13 protein-coding genes are annotated in these 14,991 nt (G+C 44.4%); 6 read left to right on the top strand and 7 right to left on the bottom strand.

Annotated features, from left to right (window positions below):
* Positions 1-116: 116 nt before the first annotated feature.
* From gshB to metK, 6 genes are all read right to left on the bottom strand, one after another.
* Positions 117-1,067, bottom strand: coding sequence for a glutathione synthase (gene gshB, locus AB4133_RS06125; protein WP_004735482.1), 951 nt, complete (start codon positions 1,065-1,067; stop codon positions 117-119).
* A 9-nt stretch (positions 1,068-1,076) separates the two neighbouring features.
* The gene (rsmE, locus tag AB4133_RS06120; protein WP_017062238.1) at positions 1,077-1,808 is read right to left on the bottom strand and encodes a 16S rRNA (uracil(1498)-N(3))-methyltransferase; all 732 of its coding nucleotides are present in this window, start codon (positions 1,806-1,808) and stop codon (positions 1,077-1,079) included.
* A 153-nt stretch (positions 1,809-1,961) separates the two neighbouring features.
* Positions 1,962-2,693: an endonuclease gene (locus AB4133_RS06115; RefSeq protein ID WP_136981608.1), complete on the bottom strand. Its 732-nt coding sequence runs from the start codon at positions 2,691-2,693 to the stop codon at positions 1,962-1,964.
* 151 nt (positions 2,694-2,844) lie between these two features.
* The gene (locus AB4133_RS06110; protein WP_017067801.1) at positions 2,845-3,345 is read right to left on the bottom strand and encodes a SprT family zinc-dependent metalloprotease; all 501 of its coding nucleotides are present in this window, start codon (positions 3,343-3,345) and stop codon (positions 2,845-2,847) included.
* 80 nt (positions 3,346-3,425) lie between these two features.
* A complete protein-coding gene (locus tag AB4133_RS06105; RefSeq protein ID WP_017067802.1) occupies positions 3,426-4,223 on the bottom strand; it encodes a DUF2189 domain-containing protein in 798 nt (265 codons plus the stop codon).
* Between the two features lie 368 nt (positions 4,224-4,591).
* Positions 4,592-5,746: a methionine adenosyltransferase gene (gene metK, locus AB4133_RS06100; RefSeq protein WP_017062234.1), complete on the bottom strand. Its 1,155-nt coding sequence runs from the start codon at positions 5,744-5,746 to the stop codon at positions 4,592-4,594.
* Between the two features lie 355 nt (positions 5,747-6,101).
* On the opposite strand from metK, the gene tkt reads away from it, so the two are divergent.
* The 5 genes from tkt (at position 6,102) to mscS (ending at position 13,165) form a co-directional block, all read left to right on the top strand.
* Positions 6,102-8,096, top strand: coding sequence for a transketolase (gene tkt, locus AB4133_RS06095; protein ID WP_102394120.1), 1,995 nt, complete (start codon positions 6,102-6,104; stop codon positions 8,094-8,096).
* 213 nt (positions 8,097-8,309) lie between these two features.
* Entirely contained in the window at positions 8,310-9,359 is a 1,050-nt protein-coding gene (gene epd / locus AB4133_RS06090; RefSeq protein ID WP_032545627.1) for an erythrose-4-phosphate dehydrogenase, read from the top strand.
* 166 nt (positions 9,360-9,525) lie between these two features.
* A complete protein-coding gene (locus tag AB4133_RS06085; RefSeq protein WP_017059064.1) occupies positions 9,526-10,689 on the top strand; it encodes a phosphoglycerate kinase in 1,164 nt (387 codons plus the stop codon).
* 155 nt (positions 10,690-10,844) lie between these two features.
* On the top strand, positions 10,845-11,921 hold the full coding sequence (gene fbaA / locus AB4133_RS06080) for a class II fructose-bisphosphate aldolase (RefSeq protein WP_010435694.1): 1,077 nt from the start codon (positions 10,845-10,847) through the stop codon (positions 11,919-11,921).
* A 377-nt stretch (positions 11,922-12,298) separates the two neighbouring features.
* The gene (mscS, locus tag AB4133_RS06075) at positions 12,299-13,165 is read left to right on the top strand and encodes a small-conductance mechanosensitive channel MscS (RefSeq protein WP_017063201.1); all 867 of its coding nucleotides are present in this window, start codon (positions 12,299-12,301) and stop codon (positions 13,163-13,165) included.
* 96 nt (positions 13,166-13,261) lie between these two features.
* Here mscS and AB4133_RS06070 read toward each other — a convergent pair whose 3' ends face one another.
* A complete protein-coding gene (locus AB4133_RS06070; protein WP_372224070.1) occupies positions 13,262-13,891 on the bottom strand; it encodes a LysE/ArgO family amino acid transporter in 630 nt (209 codons plus the stop codon).
* Between the two features lie 142 nt (positions 13,892-14,033).
* Here AB4133_RS06070 and AB4133_RS06065 point away from each other — a divergent pair, with 142 nt between their 5' ends.
* Entirely contained in the window at positions 14,034-14,930 is an 897-nt protein-coding gene (locus tag AB4133_RS06065) for a LysR family transcriptional regulator ArgP (protein WP_017068706.1), read from the top strand.
* Positions 14,931-14,991: the final 61 nt, after the last annotated feature.

Raw genomic sequence — 14,991 nt, 5'->3', positions numbered from 1 at the left:
AGAGCCTCCTGCCAGTGTGTTCCCAGTAAAGGAAAAAGAGCGGCGTAAAGCCGCTCATTGTTCTTTGCCTAGATATTTCTGTGTTTTCGAATAGCTAAGGCTTTCTTTAGTTTAGGCTATTTAGCGTTAACGCGACGCTCAATTGCATCCATTAATTTACCTGTAACTGAAATATCAAAAGCGGCTTCAATTTCACGGATACAAGTAGGGCTAGTCACGTTAATTTCAGTCAGCTTGTCGCCGATAACATCAAGCCCAACAAAGATTAAGCCTTTCTCTTTCAGTGCTGGAGCAACTGCTCTTGCGATAGCCCAGTCTGTTTCACTTAGAGGACGAGCTTCACCTGTACCGCCAGCAGCAAGGTTACCTCGAGTTTCCCCTTTTGCAGGAATACGCGCTAGACAGTAAGGCATTGGCTCACCGTCAACCACAAGAATACGCTTATCACCATTGCTGATGTCTGGAACAAAAGTTTGTGCCATTGCGTAGTTCTGACCGTGGTTGGTCAAGGTTTCAATAATAACTGATACGTTTGGATCGCCTTCTTTCACACGGAAGATAGACGCGCCGCCCATGCCATCAAGTGGTTTTAGAATCACGTCGCCGTGTTCTTCTCGGAACGCTTTAATTTTTTCAGCTTTACGAGTCACAATGGTGGTCGGTGTCAGTTCAGGGAACCATGCCGTGAACAACTTCTCGTTACAGTCACGTAGGCTTTGTGGTTTGTTGACGATCAGTGCGCCGTTCTCTTCAGCACGCTCAAGAATGTAAGTTGCGTAGATGTACTCAGTATCAAACGGAGGATCTTTACGCATTAGTACCGCATCTAAATCGGATAGCGCGATAGTCTGTTCTGATTTGAACTCGTACCAACCGTTTGGATCTTCTTTTAGTTCAACAACCTTAGTGTCAGCAATGGCTACGCCTTGATCTAAATGTAGATCATCCATTTCCATGTAATGGATTTCGTAACCACGACGCTGAGCTTCAAGCATCATGGCAAAGCTAGAGTCTTTTTTGATGTTAATGGATGAAATTGGATCCATTACGATGCCAAGTTTGATCATTTTTTTCTCCTAGCCTAGATCGCCAAAACGGACTTGTAAGGCAGTAATTGCGGTTAGAGCTGCTGTTTCGGTACGAAGTACACGTGGGCCGAGTAGCGTCTCTTCAAATTTGTATTGTTCTGTCATGCCGATTTCTTCAGCCGACAAGCCACCTTCAGGGCCGATCAATAGGCGTACCTTACTGATAGGTTCTGGAAGGGTATTAATTGAGTATTTTGCACGAGGATGTAAGTTCAGCTTTAATGCTTCACTCGGTTCGCTACACCACTCTTCAAGTTGCATGATAGGGCGAATGACTGGAACCGTATTGCGGCCACACTGTTCACACGCCGCGATAGCAATCTTTTGCCACTGTGCGAGTTTTTTCTCGAAGCGTTTTGTATCAAGCTTAACGCCACAGCGCTCTGAAATTAAAGGGGTAATGGTGTTCACACCAAGCTCAACCGATTTCTGAATCGTGAACTCCATTTTGTCGCCACGTGAAATCACTTGGCCTAAATGTAAGTCTAACGGAGATTCGCTGCTGCGTTCGATGCGTTCAGAAACATTAACGGTGACATTTTTCTTTGATACTTCGGCTATCGTCGCAGGGAATTCAGCGCCACTGCCATCAAATAGAAGGACTTCTTGGCCTTCTTTCATGCGAAGGACACGACCAACATGACCCGCGGCATCTTCGCCTAAAGCGAGTGAACCTAACTGATGAATGCGTTCTGGGTGATGAATACGAGGGATTCTCATGCTGGTAAACCTATAAATATGTTCATTTGGGTATTTTGTCTCTGCCTAACATGGATGCTTTTAGTTGAAAAAACAAGGGTAGAGCAAGAGTTTCAGGGGCAATTCTGAAACTCTTGTTTGAGATAGTTAGGAATGTTGATTGTACGAGCGACGTTATTTACAAGCAGGGTAAACAAATGGGTTGTGATTACCTTGGATGGCATAGATTCGCTCATCACGAGTACATTCCCACTTGTCGACAGGAAATTGCTTGTTCCACGCCATCATTAGGTTGGTTTGTTGCTTAGATAGTTTGAAACCATACTCTTGGCTCATGTAAAGGTAAGTACGCGCGATAGAGCCTTTTGCTCTGTCTGGCGGCATAACTTTACGCTGCTTGAAGTTGACCTGCATTTCACACTGACCATAGCTCACACCATCCATGCCATTCCACTGACTGAAGTTGTAGTTGGAGCGATCACCGTTAACCTCGCCAATGGCCGGAGTTAGGTTGTGAAGGTCGGCTTCCATGGATTTGAATATTTTGTCATTGCGAGTGCAGTTCTTGCGCCCACCATCTTGCCAACACTGACGCTGGTGGCCAAATTGCCAAGCTGGAACCACGTGTTCCCACTCAATTCGACTCGCCCGCTTTTGTTGTTTTCGGACTTGATAGCCACAGCCATCAAGGTCGGGAATGCCTTTCTTTTTGTCCTTCCAAGTAATGTCACAGCCGCAATAAAATGAAGTCGGATGGTCGAGGTAAATCTTCACCGCTTCTCTTTTTGCTTTGGAAAATGAGCTCGGTGGTGCGGCGAGAACGCTTTGGGTTACCAGTAGGCCAAATACTATTGTTAAGTAAAAAGACACAGGTAGGCCAAATGCTTTGATGGTGAGTTTTTGCATAGAAAAAGACTGATAAAAGTATGATAAACATCAGTCTAGCACTCAAAGGATGAGTTTCTCCATTACATTTCTATCATCAACTTAATCGAGTGTTGCTTTCTGAAATAAAAAGGATGGGGTTACCAAATCGAATAGGTGCGAGTCTAGGACTTTAGCTGAGCTGTGTGCCTGTGAAGGATAAGGTTTGATTGCACAGCTGGCAGCGATAGGTCGATTGATTTCGAAGCACTTTATTGTGTCGTCTGATTGATAATGGGTAAGTGGTGCACTCACATCGATATTCAAAGGTTTTCCCTTGAACTGAAGCTATTTCAAAGCTGTGAGTTGTTTTGGCTGGAACGTTGAATACCTTTTCCATCACGTATTTCCACTCGTTTCCGTGAGGCCTAACACGTCCGAAAACCTGATGCGTGATTAGGTGTGCGAGCTCATGCGGCACAACTTCGTTGATGAAGGCGTCTTCATTTTCAGAAAATAGTACGTGGTTGAGCTTAATTTCGTTGAGCTGAAGGTAGGCCTTTCCCGCTGCTTTACCTCTTAACTTGAAGGTGATAGTTGGGTGTGGAAATTCACGAGAGAAATGTTGATTTGCGATAGCTAGGCACTCGGCCAATTTCTTATTTGCTCGATGTTGTTGCGGGGTGTAAGACAAACGTTGTTAACTCCAAATAAAAGACCTCAGCGTTTAAGCCAAGGCCTCATCATAACATTGCTTTTTGATCTAGCGATGCTTTACACGTGATGTTTTTTCTTAATGATCTCGTGATAAGCGTGCCATGTACCATAACCAAGTAGCGGCATGGTGACGATCATTCCGATGCCGTAGGTGGCAAAACCCACCAGAATACCGGCACAAATAATACTTGCCCAAACCACCATTGCAGGAATGTTCGATTTCACGGCATTAAAGCTAGTGAAAATTGCACTCATCACATCAACGCGTCTCTCCATCATTAACGGAATTGAAAATGCTGAGATGCTAAATATGAGGCTTGCGATGACAAAACCAATCACAGAACCCGTAATTAAGAAGGGAGCGAACTCAGCCAATGGTGCGCCTTGCACTGAAGGGTAGAGCGCGTGCAATAACGCAGCGATACGCATCCAGAATATCATCGCAACCATCAACACAATCGCAAAGGCCCATTGGTGGGTCGAGTTGCGAGTGATGGCTTTCATTGAGTGCAGTAGGCTGGCGTTATGGCCTTTTTCTCTTTCCCAAGCTGCGTCATACAAGCCCAGAGCAAGAAACGGCCCTATTAGCATGTACACGATCAGGCTTGGCATTACGACCAAGTGTGTTCCTTGCCATTGGACAAGCTGAACAATGGCGATTGCCGCTCCCATAAAGCACAAACCGTAGAATGCGCTGATTAATGGCATTCTTACTAAGTCATGCAGAGCAAGCGACAACCAATGAAAGGGTGCGGAAATACTGATTTGGTTACAAGGAATGGTGCGAGCGTAATCCTTATCGCTGACCTTGTGTTTTTTATCGTTCAGTTCGGATGGGTGCGCGGTACGAGGCATAGATCCCCCTAGTTAAATAACGTCCTAGTTATAATTCCATAAGGCTCATCGATGTGGCTTGTGTGAGAGTTATGGTGTTGAGCTAAATTGCTCTTTGTCATCCCAGTTTTTGTTCTAGCGTGCATTTAACGAGCGTTATCAGGCTGAATTAATTTAAGTTAAATGTGAGCTTGATCTCTTAGGAGTTACCTTAACTATTGTCAGTAGTGTTAGAAAACACAAATTATCAGCGGTTTTTTATACTAAGTGGTTAACGGTAAAGAAGGGCATTAGAGAAGAGAATGGCGAGTGAAAGTAAGGTAAGTACATAAAAATAAAGCCCTTACTAAGAAGTAAGGGCTTTAAAGAAACAAATCGCAGTGGCTAAATTATTTTAGGCCAGCGAAGTCCGCAAGGATTGCTGCTTTGTCAGTCGCTTCCCAAGGGAACTCTTCACGACCGAAGTGGCCGTATGCAGCAGTCTGCTTGTAGATAGGCTGAAGAAGGTTCAACATCTCTTGAAGACCGTATGGACGTAGGTCGAAGTTTTGACGAACTGCTTCAATGATAATTTCGTGAGCTACTTTTTCAGTACCAAACGTTTCAACCATGATAGATGTTGGATCAGCAACACCGATAGCGTAAGACAGTTGAATCTCACAACGGTCAGCCATGCCAGCAGCAACGATGTTTTTCGCAACGTAACGAGCCGCGTAAGCTGCAGAACGGTCAACTTTTGATGGATCTTTACCAGAGAATGCACCGCCACCGTGACGAGCTGCGCCGCCGTAGGTATCAACGATGATCTTACGACCTGTTAGACCACAGTCACCCATTGGGCCACCGATTACGAAACGGCCTGTTGGGTTGATGAAGAAGTTAGTGTCTTTGTTGATCCACTCAGCAGGAAGTACTGGTTTGATGATCTCTTCCATTACTGCTTCACGTAGATCCGGTGTTGTTACTGAATCGCAGTGTTGAGTCGAAAGAACAACAGCGTCGATACCAACGATTTTACCTTGGTCGTATTGGAACGTAACTTGAGATTTCGCATCAGGGCGAAGGAAGTCAAGTTTACCGCTCTTACGTACTTCAGCTTGCTTCTTAACAAGAAGGTGAGAGTAAGTAATTGGAGCCGGCATTAGGATTGGTGTTTCGTTAGTCGCGTAACCAAACATGATGCCTTGGTCGCCTGCGCCTTGCTCTTTAGGGTCTTCTTTATCAACACCTTGGTTGATGTCTGGAGACTGCTTACCAATTGTGTTTAGAACAGCACAAGAGTCAGCGTCAAAGCCCATATCAGAATGAACGTAACCAATTTCACGTACTGTTTCACGAGTGATTTCTTCGATATCAACCCATGCAGACGTTGTTACTTCACCGCCAACCATAACCATGCCGGTTTTAACGTAAGTCTCACAAGCAACACGTGCTTTTGGATCTTGTTCCAAGATGGCATCAAGAACAGCATCAGAGATTTGGTCTGCAATTTTATCTGGATGGCCTTCTGAAACAGATTCAGAAGTGAATAGGTGCTTAGCCATGAGAGCTCCACTTTTAGTTTTTGGTGTAAATAGTTTATGGCGTCGCAAGCTAGGAAGCGCGCCATTAAATACAGTATATTTTGTAGGTGTTTCTACATCTAGACGGCTATTCTAAATTCCAGCGGTCGAATTACAAGCTCTTTTTTATGATATGTCATAACTAATCGTTTGCGTATCGATTGAGATAAGCCACTGCCAAGTGATGTAAATGTTCGAAAATTGCGAAAAATGACCGTTAAAATGCCAGTAAAACGTTTGCAGTCGCAATAGTCGTTTGAGAGAATACCCGCGCTAATTAAAATGAAAACATTAGCACTATCTCTTTTTTAAATCGCTTATGTATCCAGGAGCAGACATGCCTTCTCGTAAAGATCTAGCCAATGCAATCCGCGCACTTAGCATGGACGGTGTTCAACAAGCAAATTCAGGCCACCCAGGCGCACCTATGGGTATGGCTGACATCGCTGAAGTTCTTTGGCGTGGCCACTTGAACCACAACCCAGCAAACCCAGAGTGGGCTGACCGCGACCGTTTTATCCTGTCTAACGGCCATGGTTCAATGTTGATTTACTCTCTGCTTCACCTTGCAGGCTACGAGCTTTCAATTGAAGATCTGAAAAACTTCCGTCAACTGCACTCTAAGACTCCTGGTCACCCAGAGTACGGTTACGCTCCTGGTATCGAGACAACGACGGGTCCTCTAGGTCAAGGCATCACTAACGCTGTTGGTATGGCAATGGCAGAGAAAGCACTGGCTGCACAGTTCAACAAAGAAGGCCACGACATCGTAGACCACTACACTTATGCATTCATGGGTGATGGCTGTCTGATGGAAGGTATCTCTCACGAAGCATGTTCACTAGCTGGTACGCTAGGTCTTGGTAAGCTAGTTGCTTTCTGGGATGACAACGGTATCTCTATCGATGGTGAAGTGGAAGGTTGGTTCTCTGACGATACTCCTAAGCGTTTTGAAGCATACGGCTGGCACGTAATCCCAGCAGTAGACGGTCACGATCCGGAAGCAATCAATGCAGCTATCGAAGCAGCTAAAGCAGACCCTCGTCCAACGCTTATCTGTACTAAAACTATCATCGGTTTTGGTTCTCCAAACAAAGCTGGTACGCACGACTGCCATGGCGCTCCACTAGGTGCTGATGAAATTACAGCAACTAAAGCAGCACTTGGTTGGGAACACGGTCCTTTCGAAATCCCAGCAGATATCGCAGCTGAGTGGAATGCGAAAGAAGCGGGCGCAGCAAAAGAAGCGGCGTGGAATGCTAAGTTTGACGCATACGCAGCGGCTTACCCAGAGCTAGCAGCAGAATTCAAACGTCGTACTAACGGTGAACTTCCAGCACAATGGGAAGAGAAAGCAAACGCAATCATTGCTGATCTTCAAGCTAACCCTGCAAACATTGCTTCACGTAAAGCATCTCAAAATGCTCTAGAAGCGTTTGGTCAAATGCTTCCAGAATTCATGGGCGGCTCTGCTGACCTAGCGCCTTCCAACCTAACTATGTGGTCTGGCTCTAAGTCTCTTGAAGCAACTGACTTCTCTGGTAACTACATCCACTACGGTGTACGTGAATTCGGTATGACGGCTATCATGAACGGCATCGCTCTGCACGGTGGTTTCGTACCATACGGCGCAACGTTCCTAATGTTCATGGAATACGCGCGTAACGCAATGCGTATGGCTGCTCTGATGAAAGTTCAGAACATCCAAGTTTACACGCACGACTCTATCGGCTTAGGCGAAGATGGTCCTACTCACCAACCGGTTGAACAGATCGCTTCTCTACGTCTAACGCCAAACATGAGCACATGGCGCCCATGTGACCAAGTTGAGTCTGCTGTTGCTTGGAAACTGGCTATTGAGCGTAAAGATGGTCCTTCATCTTTAATCTTCTCTCGTCAAAACCTTGCACAACAAGATCGTAATGCTGAGCAAGTAGCTAACATCGCTAAGGGTGGTTACATCCTGAAAGATTGTGAAGGCAAGCCTGAGCTAATCATCATTGCAACAGGTTCTGAAGTTGAGCTTGCTGTTGAAGCTGCTGCACAGTTAACCGCTGAAGGTAAAGCAGTACGCGTAGTATCTATGCCTGCAACTGACGCGTTCGACAAGCAAGATGCTGAATACCGTGAGTCTGTACTTCCATCTGACGTTACTGCTCGTATCGCAGTAGAAGCTGGCATCGCTGACTTCTGGTACAAGTACGTTGGTTTCGGTGGCAAGATCATCGGTATGACAACGTTCGGCGAATCTGCACCAGCAGGCGAGCTATTCAAGATGTTCGGTTTCACTACTGAAAACGTAGTAAACACCGCGAAAGAGCTTCTTGCTTAATCATTGATTGCTAGCTTAGTGCTAACAATGAAATGAATAAAAAAACCGAGCGCTGAGCTCGGTTTTTTGTCTCTGGGATTTGTTTCTCCTAGACTCATCTCTATAAGCAACAGATCAATCTGTCATGAACAAGCTGAGTTATTCAAGTAATGCCTTTTGGGTAGGATTCAGTTATCATCTGTTGCACGAAATTTTGGTTAGATGTACGGAACTATGCTAAAAGTCGCGATAAATGGATTTGGACGAATAGGGCGTAATGTATTGCGCGCTGTCTATGAAAGTGGCAAAAGCCAACAAATCAAAGTAGTAGCGGTCAATGAGCTTGCTCAGCCTGACGCTATGGCTCACCTATTGCAGTACGACACCAGTCACGGCCGCTTCGGTAAGAAAATCTCTAACGATCAAGAGCACATTTATGTCCATCATGGCATTGGTGCTGAAGACAAGGGTGAGTTTGATACCATTCGTATCTTACATCTTGCTGATATTGAGCTGTTGCCTTGGCGTGACCTTGAGGTGGATATCGTTCTCGATTGTACCGGTGTTTATGGTTGCCGAGATGACGGCCTCGCGCACATTGCTGCAGGGGCGAAAAAGGTACTGTTTTCTCACCCCGGTGCCAATGACCTCGATAACACCATTATCTATGGTGTGAACCACGATACCATCGAAGCGGACCACCAAATCGTTTCCAATGGTTCGTGCACCACCAACTGTATTGTCCCTATCATTAAGGTTCTTGATGACGCCTTTGGTATCGAGTCCGGTACGATTACGACTATTCACTCTTCAATGAATGATCAACAAGTTATCGATGCGTACCACAGCGATTTGCGTCGTACTCGAGCAGCAAGCCAATCGATCATTCCTGTCGATACCAAGTTGCATAAAGGTATTGAAAGAATCTTCCCGAAATTTTCCAACAAATTTGAAGCTATATCTGTGCGTGTGCCGACGGTAAACGTAACAGCGATGGATTTAAGTGTCACAATTAATGCAAATGTGAAAGTTAATGACGTAAATCAAACCATTGTTAATGCATCCCAGTGTACATTACACAATATAGTTGACTATACTGAAGCGCCGCTCGTTTCCATCGACTTTAATCACGATCCCCATAGCGCAATCGTTGATGGTTCACAAACGCGAGTGAGCAACGGCCACTTAGTTAAAATGCTAGTGTGGTGTGATAATGAATGGGGCTTTGCGAACCGAATGCTGGATACGGTTCTTGCAATGCAAGCTTCTGAAGGCAAGAAGTAAGACCTAGAAGCAAATGTGCGGATTATTTATTTTTTAGCTTGAAATAAATACTAAGAGTCCACATATTATTAGTAGTGAAAGAATTACCAGTTGAATAATTTATAGGCTTAGCAGGGTTGCTGAGTTTCCAAAACTTTATATTTATTTAAATTTGAGAGGACAAATCATGTCTGTGATCAAGATGACTGACCTGGAACTTGCAGGTAAACGCGTATTTATCCGTGCTGACCTAAACGTACCAGTAAAAGACGGTAAAGTAACTTCAGATGCACGTATCCTTGCATCTCTACCAACTATCAAACTTTGCCTAGAAGCTGGCGCAAAGGTAATGGTTACTTCTCACCTTGGTCGTCCTACTGAAGGCGAATACAACGAAGAGTTCTCTCTAGCTCCTGTAGTTAACTACCTAAACGACGCACTAGACTGCGAAGTTAAACTAGCTAAAGATTACGTAAACGGCCTAGAGCTAAACGCTGGTGAACTTGTTGTTCTTGAAAACGTTCGTTTCAACAAAGGCGAGAAGAAGAACGAAGAAGCACTTTCTAAGCAATACGCTGCACTATGTGACATCTTTGTAATGGATGCATTCGGTACAGCTCACCGTGCTCAAGCTTCTACACACGGCGTTGGTACTTACGCTCCTGTAGCATGTGCTGGCCCTCTTCTAGCTGCTGAGCTTGAAGCGCTTGGTAAAGCAATGGACAACCCAGCTCGCCCACTAGTGGCTATCGTTGGTGGTTCTAAAGTTTCTACTAAACTAACCGTTCTAGAATCTCTTTCTAAAATTGCTGACCAGCTTGTTGTTGGTGGTGGTATCGCGAACACATTCATCGCTGCTGAAGGCCACAACGTAGGTAAGTCTCTATACGAAGCTGACCTAGTTGAAACGGCTCAAAAGCTAATGAAAGAGTGTGCTATCCCAGTAGCAACTGACGTTGCATGTGCTAAAGCATTCGACGAAAACGCAGAAGCTGAAATCAAGCACGTTTCTGAAGTTCAAGACGACGACATGATCTTCGACCTTGGTCCAGATTCAACTGCGGCACTAGCTGAAATCATCGGCAACGCGAAAACAATCCTTTGGAACGGCCCTGTAGGCGTATTCGAATTCAAGAACTTCGAAGCGGGTACAGCTGGTATCTCTAAAGCAATCGCTGAGTCTGCAGGTTTCTCTGTAGCAGGTGGTGGTGACACGCTAGCAGCTATCGATAAGTTCGGTATCAAAGCTGACGTTTCTTACATCTCTACTGGCGGTGGCGCTTTCCTTGAATTCGTTGAAGGTAAAGTACTTCCTGCAGTAGCAATGCTTGAAGAGCGTGCTAAAGCATAATTGATTTAGAAAGGCGAGATGTGAATCTCGCCTTTTAACGTTTGCTGCATATCACACTTTTTTGCTAGAATGGCATAAGTTGTGAGCAAACGATTGCAAGTTTTTAAACTTAAGTTTTTTAATCTTAAAACGATAGAATAAATAGGACTATTTCCATGTCTAAGATCTTCGATTTTGTAAAACCTGGTGTGATTTCTGGCGATGACGTACAGAAAGTATTTGAAGTAGCAAAAGAAAACAAATTTGCTCTTCCTGCTGTAAACGTTGTTGGTACTGACTCTGTAAACGCAGTACTAGAAGCAGCTGCTAAAGTTAAAGCTCCAGTAGTTGTTCAGTTCTCTAACGGCGGCGCTGCATTCTTCGCAGGTAAAGGCGTTAAACTTGAAGGTCAAGGCGCACAAGTTCTTGGCGCTGTAGCTGGTGCAAAATACGTACACGCTGTAGCTGAAGCTTACGGTGTTCCAGTTATCCTGCACACTGACCACGCTGCTAAGAAACTTCTTCCATGGATCGACGGTCTACTAGACGCTGGTGAAGAGTTCTTCGCACAAACTGGTAAGCCTCTATTCTCTTCTCACATGCTAGACCTTTCTGAAGAGTCTCTAGAAGAGAACATCGAAACATGTGCTAAGTACCTAGAGCGCATGGCTAAAATGAACATGACAATCGAGATCGAACTTGGTTGTACTGGTGGTGAAGAAGACGGCGTTGATAACTCTGATATGGACGCATCTGAGCTTTACACTTCTCCAGAAGACGTAGCATACGCTTACGAGAAACTAATGGCTGTTAGCCCACGTTTCACTATCGCTGCATCTTTCGGTAACGTACACGGTGTTTACCAAGCTGGTAACGTTGTACTTACTCCAACTATCCTACGTGACTCTCAAGCATACTGTGCAGAGAAGTTCGGTATCGCACCTAACGCTCTAAACTTCGTATTCCACGGTGGTTCTGGTTCTTCTGAAGCAGAAATCCAAGAGTCTATCGGCTACGGTGTTATCAAAATGAACATCGATACTGATACACAGTGGGCAACTTGGGACGGTATCCGTCAGTACTCTGCTGACAACTTCGATTTCCTACAAGGTCAAATCGGCAACCCAACTGGCGAAGCTGCTCCAAACAAGAAGTACTACGATCCACGCGTATGGCTACGTGCTGGTCAAGCTTCAATGGTTGCTCGTCTAGAGAAAGCATTTGCTGACCTTAACGCTGTAGACGTACTATAATTCTTTGAATTAAGTACTCTTTAAGTTTTAAAAACCCGCTCATTGAGCGGGTTTTTTTATATCTGATAAAAACTTGTACTAAATATGTGAAAAACCTAGCGTGCGGTGAATAAATTTCGTAGTCTTTTAGTTATCGGTATTTGTGTTTATCGGTAAGTTTTAATAATTCAAAAGCTTACATAAATATGACTTTGCAATCTGTCAAAGATAGGATATCGTGCCGAAAAACTGAACTTGGTTCAGTTTATAAAAAGGACTTGGCTTTAATTTACTTTTAACACAATGACTTAACGGTAATTACACTGTTTATTATATTGCAGAGTAAATGAGGCTTAAGGCAGTTTAGCCCATAGCATATTATATAGAGGATGCACATTATGGCTGATAGTTCGACAGCGATTGAGACTCCACTTGTGGATGGTTTGTCTCAAGCAGAGCAGTGGTTAACAAATAATTCAGATTTATTTATCCAATATGGCGTAAATATCATTTCAGCACTGATAATTCTATTTATTGGTAACCTTATTGTTAAAGCAGTAGCGAATAGCGTGTCTAAGGTTCTTCAGAAGAAGAAAATGGACCGAGCAGTTGTGGAGTTCGTCCATGGTTTAGTTCGTTATTTGTTGTTTGTGATTGTTTTAATTGCTGCACTTGGTCGTTTAGGTGTTCAAACGGCATCTGTAGTTGCTGTTATTGGTGCGGCTGGTTTAGCCGTTGGTCTTGCACTACAAGGCTCACTATCTAACTTTGCTGCTGGTGTACTTATCGTTGCATTCCGTCCATTTAAGTCTGGTGACTATGTGGAAATTGGTGGTGTGGCAGGTTCAGTTGATTCTATTCAAATCTTCCAAACGGTTCTAACAACGCCAGACAACAAAATGGTTGTAGTACCTAACGGTAGCGTTATCGGCAGCCCAATCACAAACTATTCTCGTCATGCGACGCGCCGTATTGATCTAATGATTGGTGTTTCTTACAACGCTGATCTTCAGAAGACAAAAGCGCTACTGACTAAGATCTGTGAATCTGATGAGCGTGTACTGAAAGAACCTGGCGTTCAAGTTGGTGTTCATACGCTTGCTGATTCTTCAGTTAACTTCGTTGTTCGTCCATGGGTTAGCACTGCTGACTACTGGAATGTTTATTTCGACCTGATGCAAGCAATCAAAGAAGGCTTGGATAACGAGGGTATCGAAATTCCATTCCCGCAAATGGATGTACACATGAATAAAGTAGAAGCTTAATTCCTAGTTAGTTTTTATAACTATAAGCTTTTATAAGGAAAGGCGGATAACTTAGGTTATCCGCCTTTTTTGTTGGTTTCATGAAGCTAAATAGATTTACCAGTATTGCTCAATAAGTCCATCGGTAAGCACCGTTGCTATGGCGAACATCATGGTTGCGACTGCGATATCAATGCCTTTCTTAACCTTAGGTTTAGATAGCGTCGGGCCTAGTTTTGCAGCGCCTAATGACAAAGAATAGAACCAGACGAACGAAGCCAATATAGTCCCCATAGCAAATGCAATTCTGTCGTTGCCTTCAAATTGCCCACCAATGGATCCAAGAATTACCACGGTATCCAAATAGAGATGTGGGTTTAATACTGTTACTGCCAATGCCCCTAAAATAACGGTGCGCTTGCCACGCGCTAATATCTCACCTTTCGACTCATCACTGGTGCGCACTTTGAATGCACTGCGTAGTGAGAGCAAACCATACACAGTCAGAAAAGCGATGCCACCTAGTGTCACTGAGGTAAGCAGTAATTCATTTTGCGACAAGATCGCTCCGCCGCCAAAAATGCCTAATGAGATAAACAGAGTATCGAGCAGGCTACAAATCGTTGCTGTCGTTAAATGATGATTGCGGTTTATCCCTTGATTTAGGACGTACGCATTCTGAGCGCCAATAGGGATAATCATACTTGCCCCTAGACCAAAACCTTGTAATAAAACCCAAAAACTCATTTTAACCTCCACTTATTTAACGATATTTACGTGCTATATGGCGAAGATACTCTGACCCTTTAAATAAGTATAATTAATGATTTTAATCCATTATTAGAGTTGCTAATGTGGTGATGAGTTAGCTTAAAAAGGAAGCAAATTGATGCGCGGATTGGATTATAAATGGATTGAAGCACTGGATGCTGTAGTAAAACAACGTAGCTTCGAAAGGGCTGCTGAGCAGTTATATATCTCCCAGTCGGCGGTATCTCAACGCATCAAACAGCTGGAAAAGTGGTTGGCTCAGCCAGCCTTGGTGAGAGAAAGCCCGCCTAGGCCAACGCCTGCGGGTAAAAAACTACTGGGCTTATATCGCCGTGTTCGTTTGTTAGAGCACGAGCTTGTGCCTGAGTTGATGAATGAAGAGGGTAATCAACCACTATCGATATCCATAGCCACCAACGCTGATAGTTTGGCGACATGGTTGCTACCAGCTTTGTCGGATGTGATTAAGTCTCGCCAAGTCGAGTTGAACCTCGCGATTCATGGTGAGTCGAGAACCATTGAAAAGATTAAAAGTGGCGAGGTGGCCGGTGCAATCAGTTTGGAGTCTCAAGCGATTCCTGGCTGCAGTGCTGACTATCTCGGTAGGATGGATTATGTGTGCGTGGCTAGCCCTGACTTTCATCAGCGTTACTTTGCAGAGGGCGTAAACTACGCCACCTTAAGCAAAGCACCTGCGGTTTCCTATGATCAATACGATGATCTGCATAAGAAGTTTCTGCATGATCATTTTAACGTCCCGAGAGACAGTGTGATCAATCATACAGTCGGCAGTTCAGAAGCATTTGTGCGCTTGGCATTATCGGGTGTAGCCTATTGCTTGATCCCCCGATTACAGATTATCGATGAGCTCGAGTCTGGTGCTCTGATTGATATTACCCCTGGCTTTCTGCTCTCTTATCGCATCTATTGGCACCATTGGCAGCTTGAGAGCGGAGTATTAAAAGAGGTATCCCAAGCAATATTGAGTTTTGCTCACAATCACTTACCTCAGTAAACTGTTGGTTTTTTCAGCGTCAAAGTTCTGTTAGAAGTGTGTGCTCTGGATTGGCTAAACG

The sequence above is a fragment of the Vibrio sp. 10N.286.52.F8 genome (assembly GCF_041468745.1).
In the GTDB taxonomy this organism is placed as follows: Bacteria; Pseudomonadota; Gammaproteobacteria; order Enterobacterales; family Vibrionaceae; genus Vibrio; species Vibrio crassostreae_C.
This window is presented reverse-complemented; position numbering and strand designations above follow the sequence as displayed.

Bases quoted from the DNA above. Each gene is read 5' to 3' on its own strand.
- mscS (WP_017063201.1), top strand. From the start codon at position 12,299: ATGGCTGATAGTTCGACAGCGATTGAGACTCCACTTGTGGATGGTTTG.
- AB4133_RS06085 (WP_017059064.1), top strand. From the start codon at position 9,526: ATGTCTGTGATCAAGATGACTGACCTGGAACTTGCAGGTAAACGCGTA.
- AB4133_RS06115 (WP_136981608.1), bottom strand. From the start codon at position 2,693: ATGCAAAAACTCACCATCAAAGCATTTGGCCTACCTGTGTCTTTTTAC.
- AB4133_RS06065 (WP_017068706.1), top strand. From the start codon at position 14,034: ATGCGCGGATTGGATTATAAATGGATTGAAGCACTGGATGCTGTAGTA.
- rsmE (WP_017062238.1), bottom strand. From the start codon at position 1,808: ATGAGAATCCCTCGTATTCATCACCCAGAACGCATTCATCAGTTAGGT.
- tkt (WP_102394120.1), top strand. From the start codon at position 6,102: ATGCCTTCTCGTAAAGATCTAGCCAATGCAATCCGCGCACTTAGCATG.
- epd (WP_032545627.1), top strand. From the start codon at position 8,310: ATGCTAAAAGTCGCGATAAATGGATTTGGACGAATAGGGCGTAATGTA.
- fbaA (WP_010435694.1), top strand. From the start codon at position 10,845: ATGTCTAAGATCTTCGATTTTGTAAAACCTGGTGTGATTTCTGGCGAT.
- gshB (WP_004735482.1), bottom strand. From the start codon at position 1,067: ATGATCAAACTTGGCATCGTAATGGATCCAATTTCATCCATTAACATC.
- AB4133_RS06070 (WP_372224070.1), bottom strand. From the start codon at position 13,891: ATGAGTTTTTGGGTTTTATTACAAGGTTTTGGTCTAGGGGCAAGTATG.
- AB4133_RS06105 (WP_017067802.1), bottom strand. From the start codon at position 4,223: ATGCCTCGTACCGCGCACCCATCCGAACTGAACGATAAAAAACACAAG.
- metK (WP_017062234.1), bottom strand. From the start codon at position 5,746: ATGGCTAAGCACCTATTCACTTCTGAATCTGTTTCAGAAGGCCATCCA.